The organism is Streptosporangium sp. NPDC001681, assembly GCF_040298085.1.
GTDB lineage: Bacteria > Actinomycetota > Actinomycetes > Streptosporangiales > Streptosporangiaceae > Streptosporangium.
Genome location: NZ_JBEOZN010000053.1, coordinates 1 through 12,497 on the forward strand (window position 1 = coordinate 1; position 12,497 = coordinate 12,497).

The window sequence follows — 12,497 nt, forward strand, 5'->3', positions numbered from 1 at the left end:
CTTTCCGGCATGCTCTGCCGTAGTTCCTCGCTCAGGACGAAGACGTGCTCGTGCATCAGTACAGTGCCCAGATCATCCACGGCCACCGTGCCGCGGACGGTAGGCACCTGCGGGGTCAAGGTCATGAGGCCTCCAAGGAGTGGTAGGTGGGTCTGGCCGAGCCGCCGCGGATGGCAAGGCCGCCAGCGTAGGGCAGGGTGCCCGCGGCCGGCGCCTACTTCAGCGCGCTCGACGCCCGCGTGGCAGCGCGCCGCGGCGACCCCGACGCGACCGCTCGGGCCCCGTTCGGGATTCCCCTCGTATCGTTGAGGCATCGTCTATGAGGAGGGCGGGCAATGCGTACCACGACGCTCGGGCCCGAGGGTCCCGTGGTCGGCGTCCTGGGGCTGGGCTGCATGGGCATGAGCTTCAGCTACGACCTGGCGACCCCGCGGGACGAAGCCACGCTGGTCTCGGTGATCCACCAGGCGCTCGATGAGGGCATGACGCTGCTCGACACCGCGGACGTGTACGGGCCGTTCACCAACGAGGAGTTGATCGGTCGGGCGCTGGCGGGCGGTCATCGGGAGCGTGCGGTGCTGGCCACCAAGGTCGGCACCCTCACCCGGGACTCCGAGGGCAACCCCGTTCAGGGCCTGGACGGCCGCCCGGAGCACGTCCGGAGGTCGATCGACGAGAGCCTGAGTCGGCTCGGCACCGATTACGTGGACCTCTATCAGCTGCACCGGGTGGATCCCGAGGTGCCGATCGAGGAGACCTGGGGAGCGCTGGCGGAGACCGTGGCGGCGGGCAAGGCGCGCTACATCGGCCTGTCCGAGGTGACGGTGGAGCAGATCAAGCGGGCGCAGTCGGTGCACCCGGTGACCTCGGTGCAGTCCGAGCTGTCGCTGTGGACCCGGGACTGGATGACCGAGGTACTGCCCTACTGCCAGGGGCAGGACATCGCCTTCCTGCCGTACTCGCCCCTGGGGAAGGGCTTCCTCACCGGGCGGTTCTCCTCGTTCGACGACCTGCCCGAGGAGGATTTCCGGCGGCGGCTACCGCGCTTCCAGCAGGAGGCGCTGCGCGCCAACCTGGCCATCGCGGGCCGGGTGCGTCAGATCGCCGAGCGCATCGGCGCCACCCCGGCCCAGGTGGCGCTCGCCTGGGTGATGGCCCAGGGGCGGTACGTCGTTCCCATCCCGGGGACCAAGACCTCGAAGTACCTCGCGGAGAACGCCGGAGCGGTGGATGTCGAGCTGAGCCCGGCGGATCTGGCCGAGTTCGACGCCCTGCCCGCGCCGCAGGGCGACCGCTACGGAGCGGCGGACCCGGCTCGCCGGCCGTCGTGGAAGGATTGGTCGTCCGCCTCTCGCGGGTGATCTCCACGCGGCCCTTCCCCGAGTCGCGACAAGGCCCCAGATCGATGTCATGGTCTTTCCTTGGCGTCCCATGCCGCCGGAGGCCTGGTCGTTCGTGGCTCGCTCACTGGGCGGTCAGATCGAGGTTCCCCCTGTGTGGGTCTGGCGCGGATCCCGGGAACCGGCGTGGGGACGACTCCGCACCGGGCTCTCCGCCGGTGTCTGACGTCGCTGCAGTTGACAGTGGAGCGTGCGCCGGACCTGGATGCTGTCATTTAGGCCACTATCTAACTAACGCGACCGAACGGCATTCAATCTGACAGTACGGTCCGAACCTCGTTCGGAGGGCAGCCGAACCGGCTCCATATCTCGGACGATGGCTCAGCCGCGTCAGAGGATTCAAGCCTTGGTTCGGCACCCCTGTCGCTGCTCCTTCACATGCGCTGCTTCGGAAGCAGCGGCGGCTCGTCCGCGACGCGCACCGTTGGCGCTGTGCCGTGGACGAGCCGAGCTCGCCCATCCGACGTCGCGTATCAGTGGTAGGCGGCGACGGCGGCGAGGTGAGGGCGAGGCTGGTGGCGGCCACGCAGGCACCAGCGCTGGCAGCGCCCGACCCTGTGACTGACGGCACTCCTGGGCTCCGACGGCACCCCTGAGGTCAAAGCCGGAAAGGGCGGCGCATCGGGGCCACCGACGGGGTTGTATGAGGCTGTGCTCTGGTCCGATAGTCAAGTGAGCGGGACGTGCGACCGAGCGCTCGGGTGGCGGCATGGCGGAGATGGAACTCGGCGGTGGCCGGAGTCGCTCGTGGCGTGAGCGCATCCGGACGCGGATGGCGGCAGCGGGGACCAGCGTGCTGAAACTCTCGCCCAACGGCCTGCTCGCGCTCCTGTGCGCCAGCGCCCTGATCCCGCTGGGAACCGTGGGGCTGACCGGCGTCGCAGCCGCGGGAGTCACTGCCGCGGCGGGCATCGGCACCAACCTGCTCAGCGAAGCCATCAGCCAGGCGATCCAGGCCCTCCGGCGCCGTATCGGAGACGACTCCGGATCCGCCGAGGACCTGGTACGCGAGCTGACCATCCGTATCACCGACCTCAGCGAGCGCCCGGACACCGCGCACGGCCTGCGCGAGGAGATCGCGCTGGTGCTGCGCGAGAGTGACGCGTTGGGCGCGGCCATCGAGGCGGCCGTTCAGAGCGGCGACCAGCGACTGCGGCAGTACCTGGTCGCCTGCTTCACGCGGTTGGGCGAAGACTTCGCTGCGTTCGGCGACCTCCTTACCGAGGTCAACGACGGAGTAGCCGCGATTCAGGCGAGCATCCAGCGGCAGGATGACGAGCACCGCCGCGACCGGGCACAGCTGCACAGTCAGTCGGTGCAGCTGACGCTCATCCGCGAGGAACTCGCCCAGTTCGGCGGCCAGGAGCGACGCGGCATCCAGCGAAGCGGCCGGGCTCTCCTGGCCGCCGACGCGTCCCCGTACCGGGGGTTATGGCCGTTCGAGGAGGAGCACAGCCGGATCTTCTACGGGCGGGAACAGACCACGGCCGAGCTGTTGACCGCGGTGGCCGAGCGTCTGACCAGTCCGGGGCCGCTGGTGGTCACGGGAGCGTCGGGCGTGGGGAAATCGTCGCTGCTGCGCGCGGGCCTGTTGGTCTCCCTGGCCCGGGGGCTGCTGCCGGGTTTGTCCGCCAGTCGCGCGTGGCCACACCTTCTGCTCACGCCCACGCGCAACCCCTTCGAAGAACTGAGCGCTCGCCTGTCCAACTGGAGCGGAGTGGCCAGGGACAGCCTTCAGCGCGCCCTGCAGGATCATCCGGAGAACGCGCATTTCACCGTGCGGCAGGCCTTGCTTGCCGCTCGATCTCCCGGAGACGCTCGCCTAATCTTGGTGATCGACCAGTTCGAAGAGGTCTTCACCCTGGTGGACGAGCGGCGGCGCGAGGCCTTCATCACCTGCCTGGCGCAGGCGGCCAGCGCGCGGGCCGGGGCGCTGGAACAACCACCCGCGCTGGTCGTCCTGAGCGTACGCGGCGACTTCCTGGAGCGATGCGCCGCTCACCCGCCGCTGCTCGAGGCGCTACGCGGCGGGTCGTTCCTGGTCGGCCCCATGAGCAGGACGGAACTGATACGGGCCGTGACCGGGCCGGCCGCCGAAGCCGGTCTCGAGGTGGAGCCGGGGCTGCTCGAAGCCGTCCTGGGCGATCTGGACTCCCAGGGACACTTCAACGCCGGAGTCCTTCCGCTGCTGTCCCAAGCGATGCTGTCGACCTGGGAGAACCGGGAGGAAAACCGCCTCACCATCCGAGGCTACGGCCTCGGCGGCGGCGTGGCCAGAGCCGTACAGACCAGCGCGGAAGACGCCTACGAGGGGCTGCTCGCACCCCATAGGCTCGCCCTCACCCCGCACATCTTCCGACGGATGACGGTCGTCGCTCACGACGGGCGTCCCGCGCTGCGGTCGGCGAACCGCGAGGAATTGTACGCCCTCGGCCAGAAAGACGACGTGGACGCCGTCCTGAACGCCTTCGCCACGCGGCGCCTCATCGTGCTCGGCCACCATGCCGCTGACATAGCCCATGAATGCCTGCTACAGGTGTGGCCACGGCTCCGCGGCTGGCTGGAGGAAGACCTGGCCGACCATGCCGTCTACCGTGACCTGTTCGAAGACGCTCAGGATTGGGAGCGGAGCGGCCGGGACGCCGCCTACCTCTACCGGGGCGAGCGACTGGCCAACCTGCGCCGGCTCATACCCCGCTGGGAAAACAACCCCACGCTTCCCTTGCCGCTGCCGGCCAGCGCGCGGGACTTCCTCACCGCCGCCGGCCGGGCGGAATCCCGCGCCAAGCGGATTCGCCGTGCCCTGCTCATCGCTCTCACCGGCCTACTGATCGTGGCCGTCACCGCGGCGGTCGCCGCCGTGGCCGCTCAGCGGCAAGCGGTCCGCGTGCAGGAGGAGATCGCTGGGCAACGCGATCTCGCCGTGTCCCGGCGGGCAGCGACGCAGAGCGAGTCGCTTGCCGGGCAGCCCGCGCTGTCGGCGCTGCTTGCGACGGCCGCATGGCGAATCAGCCCGACGCCGGAAGCGCGGGCCAGCATGATCGACGCGGTGCTGCGCCCCGGGCGCGCCGTTCTCGACGGCCATACCAGCGAGGTGGGCTCGATCGCCTTCAGCCCCGACGGCCGCCTCATGGCCAGCGGCGGCACTGCGGACCACTCGGTGCGCCTCTGGGATGTGGCCGCACGGCGCCAGGTCGGTGAGCCACTGGCCCACGACGGAGACGTCACGTCCGTGGCGTTCAGCCCCGATGGGCGTACCCTGGCAGGCGCCGGCAGCGGGGCGATCACCTTCTGGGACGTGGCCACTCGCACACCGATCCAGCCCCCGTTCACCCGGGTCGATGGCGGAAGCGCCATCGCCTTCAGCCCCGACGGCCATCTCCTGGCCAGCGCCGCCAGCGGTGAATTGCGGCTCTGGAACGTGGCCACACGCGAATCGACCAGCGTCGCGAAGACACGAAGCCTTGGCGACATTCCCGCGGCGGTGGCATTCAGCCCGACAGGGAAAGTCGTGGCCAGCGTGACAGAGCGCAACACCGTGCGGCTGTGGGACGCCCGGACGCATCGGCAGATCGGACTGGCAATTTTGGAGACCGGCGATCAAATCACGACCGATCCGCATCAGCTGGTTCGCACCGCGGTCACCTTCAGCCCCACTGGCCGCACCTTGGCTATCGTCAGCGGTATCGAAGGCGTCGTCCGGCTCTTCGACACTGCCACCCAGCGCATGATCGGCCGGCTCAGCGGTAACCCCTCTGGCATCACCTCGGTGGCCTTCAGCCCCGATGGCCACACACTGATCAGCGTGGGCGAAGACGTCCGCCTGTGGGACGTGACCTCCCGCAAGCCCATCGGTGCCGCACTCACGGGCCACACGAGCACCGTCACCGCCGTGGCCGCCAGCCAGGACGGCCACACCGTGGCCACGGGCAGCTCCAGTGGTCCGATCAGGCTGTGGGACGTAACCGCCAGCAGACCCTCCGGGGGAGCGCTTCGCGGACGCAACCCCAACGTCATCGCCCTGGCGTTCAGCCCGGACAGTCGGCTGCTGGCCACCGGAGCCGTGGACAACACCGTTCGTCTCTGGGATGTGAACGGCCGCGAGCGGATGGGAACCACGCTCTCGCGCAAGGGCAACCTCACCGCCGGGCTCGCCTTCAGCCCGAACGGGCGGCGGCTGGCCGCAGGCACTCGAACGTCGTGGGATGTGGCGACACGAAAAGCGATCCCCGCACCGCCGAACGCCGGCGAGTCCGCCGATGCGATGGCCTTCCGGCCCGATGGCAGGGTGATCGCGAGCGCCGGAGACGACGAGGGCGGGATACGACTCTGGGATGCGACGGGCAGGTCGCCGGGCCGCGCGCTCAGCGGGCACGATACCCGGGTGACCGCGATGGCCTTCAGCCCGGACGCGACCACCCTGGCCAGCGGCGCCGCGGACGGTTCCCTGCGCTTGTGGGACACGGCTGCCCGCAGGCCACGGGACGTTCCCCTATCGGGACACTCCCAATACGTCGTGTCGCTCGCTTTCACCTCGAAGGGCGACCTCCTGGCCAGTAGCGCCCTGGACGGAACCGTTCGCGTGTGGGACGTGCGGAGCGGCAAGCAGCGGGGCACCCCGCTCACCGGGCAGGACGGATATGTGCACACGGTCGTCTTCAGCCCGGACGGGCGCACCCTGGCCACCGCCAACAGCACGAGCGATGGGACGGTGCAACTGTGGGACGTGGCCACCATGCGGCCGATCGGCAACCCGGTAGCCGGCCCCGGTGACTACGTGCGAGCGGTGGCGTTCAGCCCCGACGGGCGCCTGCTGGCCATCGCCGATACCGAAGCCGTGCGCCTGTGGGAGACGGGACTTCCCGCCGATCCGTACGTAGCGGCCTGCGCGATTTCCGCACGCGACCTCACCCCGGCCGAGTGGGGACAACACCTCGACGAGGTCGCGTTCCGAACGGTGTGCCGCGACTAGTGCCGAGCTTGGCCGGCTCCGCCTCGACGTCCACGTTGATGGCACCGAGGAAGTTGATGTTGTCGCTCTGGCCGGGCGAGATGTGCGACTATGACTGCGACAAGGCGCAGACGTTCCGCAAGTTTCTCCGAGAGCACGATCCTGAGCGAGGTCCAGATGTTCTCCCTGGACCGCGAGAAGGACTTCACCTGCGGAAGCCTCGCGGGGTAGGGCGGCACTCCCCTGCCACCGCGACCATACGGGCTACGGTTTGCGCCGATCACGGACGCAAGCCGTACGTTTCGCCTCCCGATCAGGCGCGCGAGCTAACTCCACATGGGGATGGCGGTCGCTGGCCGGGATCCGGCGGGCTCGTTGCTGTCCGCGAGCCCTTCGGAATAGGCCCGCGACCCGTTGCCGAGCACCACCTCGTCCACGAATCCAACCAGGTGGAACACGCTGCCGAAGGCGGCGAGGTTGAGGCTGTGACCGGCCTCGTGCTCCACGTGGTCGTCGCTGGAGTCCTTGTGGATGAAGGCGAAGTTGCCCATGTTGAAGGCGGTCTTGTACTGGTTGAGGTTGCTGATCCAGCCGCCCTTCATGAAGATCGTGCCGGTCTTCCAGTCCACTCTGACCTTCTCGATGCGCAGCGCGTCCACCTGGCCGAGCGTGAAGACCCAGCCGAGCACGTTGAGCACGAAGAACACCAGGCCGAGGCCCACGATGAGCCAGGACATCGGCATGAGCCAGTTGCCCCAGCCGAGGAAGCCCTGGTAGACGTCGCTGGACGCGATGCTGTCGAACGAACCGAGGAAGATCAGTACGCCGATGGCGATGCCGAGGCCGCCCGCGCCCATGGCGGTGAGCATCGCGGCGTTGAGCCCGGCGTTCAGGCCGATGAGGAAGCCGCGCATGAACTCGCCGAAGTTGTTCGTGCGGTTGGCCGAGGCGAGGGCGTACCCCGCGGTGATCACCCCGATCAGTCCCGCGATGGCGAGGAGCCCCCAGCCGATGCCGGTGGCGAAGGCGGCCGCGATGACGACCACGGCCACCACGGCGACGATGACCCCGACGATCGCGCCGACCACGCTCCAGAAGGACGTTCCCGTGGGGTCGACGTTGTTGAGCGGGTCGTTGCCGACATAGGTGTAGAGGGACAATGAGCGCGGGTCGTCCACGCCGTGTTCGGGGCGGATCAGGTAGAGGCCGTCAGGGGTGACGAAGCGCCCGAGGTCGGGGGCGTAGTAGCGCCGCCGCATGAAGTACAGCCCGGCCTCGTCGTCCCACTCGTGCAGGGCGAACACGGCGTGCGGTGGTGTGCCCGTCACGGCTTTGCGGTTGCCGAACGGCGTGTACCGCAGGCGGGCCAGTTCGGTGCCCGCGCCGTCGGTGTAGAAGCTCGAGCTGCCGAGATGGTCGCTGTGGATCCAGGTCGTGGTGGACCCGCGCAGCAGCGCCACGCGGACCATGCCCAGGACCGCGTAACGGGCGAGGACGCCGTTGCGGATCTCGGCCCAGCGGCCGAGGAAGACGGTGTTCGTGACGACCGCGTTGCCGCTCGACATGTCCACGACCCGCTTGTGGACCCGCAGGCCGGTGTGGTCGTAACCGTAGCTGCTGGTGATCGGCCCGCGTACCGCCTGTGAGAGCTGGCTCTTGGCGTCGTACGACAACTGCCTGCCGGGCAGTCCGGTGAGGTTGCCGTTCGCGTCGTAGGTGAGGGAGGCCGGCGCGCCCCCACCCACCGTCACGGAGGTGGGCCGGCGCGGACGTGTCGCGTCGCCGTACGTCAACACCGTCTGGCGTTCGCCGAACTGGCTGAGGTCTCGTCCGGCGTAGGCGTAGTCCGTCTGCTGCGCGGGGCCGGTCTGCGGGAGCTCGGTGACGCCCACGAGCTGGGCGAGCGGGTCGTAGGCGTACTCCGTGCTGCCCGTGTCGTCGTCGGTCCTGATGAGCTGGGACAACGCGTCGTAGGTGTAGCGGGAGTCCTCGAGCGGGTTTCCGCCGGGGCCGACCGTGTGCTGATGCGCGATCCGGCCGGGACCGGGTGTGTACGTCATCGTGGTCACCACGCCGTTGGTGTAGCGGACGCGGACCGGCATCATGCGCGCGTCGTACTCCACCTCATCGACGATCCCGGGCACGGCCACGACCATGCCGTTGTCGGCGTACGTGTAACGCAGCACGGACCCGTCGGGGTAGGTGACCCCGGTGCACCGTCCGAGGCCGTTGTAGGCGAAGGTCATGCGGTACGGCGCGACATGGCCGTCCACGAGCCAGTCACGGGTGATCACGTCGCCGCGCGCGTTGTAGGCGAAGCGCTGCCCGCCGCCGGGATAGTGCACTTCCCGTAGCCGGCCGAGCCCACCGGTCGGCAGGTCGTCGTAGGTGTAGCTCTCCAGGACGGCGCCGTCGGCGTGGACCTCGGTCATGCGGTCGGAGTCGTCGAAGCTCGCGCGGACGTCCACGCCGCGGGCGTCCACCGCGCGGACGACCCGCTTGCCCGCGTCGTAGTACAGGTTCCTGGGCCCGGCCTCGCGGGAGTTCACGGTCAGGCGGTTCCCGGCCGCGTCGTAGGTGTATTCCGCCGCGACGCCGTACTGGTCGGTCACGGTGAGCAGTTGGCCGGTCACGCCCACCGTGTAGTGGGTGGTCATGACGCCCGCCTCTACGGTGCTGACGCGCCGGTTGGCCGCGTCCACCCGGTCGATCCGGGCAAGGCCCAGGCCGTCGCGGGTCTCCACCTCGAAGGGGCGGTAGGTGACGGTGGACACGCCGCCGCCATAGTCGATCGTCCGCACCGGGCGGCCGTGCGCGTCGTAGAAGAACGTCCGGGCCGGCCCGTTCGCGGGCGCCGGAGCATAGTCCAGCGTGGTCGCGAAGCTCGGCTCGTGCTCGGCGGCGGGATCGGCCCACGGGTTCTGCCGTACGGCGCCGCTGACCACGACGGTGCCGGGCCGCATGCGTACCCGGCGCTGGATCTCTTTGGACAACCCGTCGAAGTACACCGACATCCGCAGTACCGGACTCGCGCCCGGCTCCAGCCGGTAGGAGACGTCGACCGCGTGCGGCACCTCGTCGTCACGGTAGGCGTAGGTCCGGGTCGGTAGCGTGGACGTGTCGCCGGGCAGGACCAGCGTCGTCAGCCGCCCCTGCGCGTCGTAGCGCATGACCGTTTCCAGGCCGTCGGGCCCACGCGTGCGCAGGATCTGCGCGGTCGCGGGGTCGACCTCCCGCTCGGTGACGCCCAAGGGACCGGTCTCGCGTATGCGGAAGAGCCCGGTGGCGTCGTAGCCGAAGCGGGTCTCGACCCCGGCCGGGTTCTTGGACGCCACCTCCCGGCCCGCGGCGTCGTACGCGCATCGGCCGCGCGGGGCGAACACGGACTCGCGGCCGTCCGCGTCGGTGGTGATGACGTAGCCGAGGGCTGCCAGGTCCATCCCGGCGTAGTGGGCGTTCATGCCGGCGCGGGTGCCCACCCACTCCAGCTCGCGGGAGAGCAGCCCGCGTTCCACCGAGCCGAGCGCGAGCCCTTCGAACGCGGGACCGTCGTAGTGCCGCCGCAGCTCGGCGAGGAGCGCGCCCGACGCGTCGCGCTTCACCACGCGGCTCGGTTTGTCGATGAGGTTGCGTACCGGGTCGGTGGCGTACTCGACGGTGGTGCGCACCTGGAGCTCGGGAACCGCCGCGCCGTCGTGCACGCCGGTGGCCCGCCATACCTCCTCGGTCACGTTTCCCGCCGCGTCGTAGGCGTAGGTGCGTTCCTCGGCCCGCTCGTCGGACGTGCGTTCCCGCCATCGCCGGCGATTCCTCTGTACCGAGATCCGTATCCTCTCGCGGCCGTCGGGCAGCACGTCGAGTACGTCGAGCGCGTGCTGGGACTCCTCGACCAGCGTGGGCAGCGGTTCGCCGGCGGTGCCGTCGAGCTGGTAGACCTCGCTGCGGTACTGCAGCCGGTTGAGCGCGGCGTGCCGCCGGGTGTTGCCCGGCTTGCGGTCCTCGCCGATGTGAAAGTGCAGCACGGTTCGCGAGTCGGGACGGCTGGCGTCCCCGGCTTCCCGCTTCTCGACCCGCCCGAACCCCTGGAACTGCCGGGTCACCGGATCGTAGTGGCCGTCGCTGTAGGCGTACCGGCTCTCGGCGGTCCGGCCGGTCACCGTGTCGTGTTCGCGGGTCCCGGCGACCACGGTGACGGGGAAGGGCAGATAGGTCCGCCATGGTCGTCCCGCCCGGCGGTCGCGCAGTGCGTCCTGAACCGAGGAGCGGTACGTGATTTGCGACTCGAGTCCCGCCCCGTTGTCCACGGTGGTCAGCAGGTACGGCGGCGTCTCCAGCACCGTCTCGTAGGCGACGTACGCCTCGCCACCGGAGCGCGGTGAGTTCCACACGAGCGCGGCCGTACCGTTCCCCACGGTGTCGGCCGCCCGGAGCGTGCCGGGGATCGGCGGTGGAACCAGCGGGTCGGCATGCGGTGGTGACCAGCCTTGGCCCGATCTGTTCAGCCAGACGGTGACTCCGTCGGCGTCCACGCGGGCCAGGTCGGCGCATCCGTCGCCGTCCAGGTCCACCAGCAGCAGCGACGAGGGGGCGGACCGGAGCCTGGGTGCGTCCTCCATGACCACGACGGCGCCGAACCGGCCGTGCCCGAGGTTGGGCCAGTATTCGATCCGCCCGGAACGCAGGCGTACCAGGTCGGGCAGCCCGTCGCCGGTCATGTCCGCCAGTCGTACCAGCGGGTCGGCGAGGTCGGCGTCCGGGCCGTCCACGCCGTTCCCGCGCGGGGCGGCCGCCGGCTCGGTCCAGCCCGCCGCGCCCCCGTTGTGGAAGGCGGCGTACGCCCGGCTGCCCTGGTAGATCACGTCGATCCGGCCGTCACCGTCGAGGTCCGCCAGCCGTGACCGGGGATCGTCCAGCGCGGGCAGGGCACGGGCGTCCCGGGGGTAGGCGACGAACCGGGTGAAGCCCTCGGGCCCGCCGTTCTCGTAGTAGCCCTGCAATGTGCGCGGACCGGTCGCGACCAGCATGTCCACGGTGGTGTTGCCGTCCACGTCGAGAAGCGCGACGCCGCTGCCCGCCAGGGCGGAGGCGTGTGGAGTGCGGACCGGGCGCGGCGGGTCCCAGGCTCCGTCGCCGCTGCTGGGCCAGTAGACGTGCCGGCCGCTCGCGGCGCTGAGTACCCCTGGCGCCGGTACGTCGTCCAGCGTGACCAGCGTGGTCTGCGGGTCGGTCAGTGAGGGCGGCGGCGCGCCTCGCGAGGGGACGAACCTGGCGCGTGCCGAGCCCAGGTCGAGTTGCGTGTAGGTGAAGCGCTGCGGCCGCCGTACCACGTCGGGACTCGTCGCCGCAGAGCCGTGCGAGGTCAGCCGCACCGAGGCGAGCAAGGACACGCCGCTGCCCTGGGCCTGCTCGTACTCCAGGTCCCAGGTCTTGACGCGTCGAGTGCCGCCCGCCTCCTCGACGTGCAGCTCGATGGCCACGGCCCGGCGGCGCAACACGCGCAGGAAGCCGGCGCGGCCGTTCCGGTGCGCGTCCGGCCGGCTCTCATGGCGCAGGCGCACCGTGTAGATCGACCACCGGACGGCCGTCAGGTACGGCGTGCCCTCAGAGACCTCCCACTCATAGCGGATCTCGTTGCCGGAGGTGTCGCGTGTGCGCTCCAGCAGCCAGCACACCACCCGGTCGGGGTGGCCGGGCTCGGCGATCCTCGCCCCGGCCGTCAGCCCCAATTCCGAACGCAGCCCCGTACGCTCTTCCACGATCCAGCCGTCGTCCTGACGGCGGTAGCGGACGTAGGCGCTCTCCACCAGCGCGCGATGCTCGCCCGGCGCGACCTCGGCCAGCTCGGCGCCACTGTCGTGGAACCGCTCCGCACCCGGGCCGCCCGGCACCCCCAGGTCCAGCCGCCGCTCGATCCTGCGCAGCGGCATCGACCAGCCCAGGCCGAACGGCGAGACCCCGCTGCCGTGGGCGTAGCGCAAGCGCAGGTCGGGCTTGAGCCCCGCAACCCCTTCCGGCAGGGGAAGCGCCACTGTGTAGCCGCCCTGCCCCGTGTTGAGGTCGACCGTGAAGGCCTCACCGAGCCCGGGGGCGTTGCCGGTGCCCGCCGGTGGAGAGACGGCCGCGGTCTCCGCGCCATTGGCCATCGC

3 protein-coding genes are annotated in these 12,497 nt (G+C 70.2%); 2 read left to right on the top strand and 1 reads right to left on the bottom strand.

What is annotated here, in order from left to right:
- Nucleotides 1-335 precede the first annotated feature (335 nt).
- Nucleotides 336-1,361, top strand: a complete 1,026-nt coding sequence (locus tag ABT130_RS23595) for an aldo/keto reductase (protein ID WP_350958517.1) — start codon at nt 336-338, stop codon at nt 1,359-1,361.
- A gap of 748 nt (nt 1,362-2,109) precedes the next feature.
- Nucleotides 2,110-6,372 (top strand): nSTAND1 domain-containing NTPase, encoded by a 4,263-nt coding sequence (locus ABT130_RS23600; protein ID WP_350958520.1) that lies wholly within the window; start codon nt 2,110-2,112, stop codon nt 6,370-6,372.
- Between the two features lie 305 nt (nt 6,373-6,677).
- Here ABT130_RS23600 and ABT130_RS23605 read toward each other — a convergent pair whose 3' ends face one another.
- Entirely contained in the window at nt 6,678-12,494 is a 5,817-nt protein-coding gene (locus ABT130_RS23605) for a toxin TcdB middle/N-terminal domain-containing protein (protein WP_350958523.1), read from the bottom strand.
- Between the last annotated feature and the right edge of the window lie 3 nt (nt 12,495-12,497).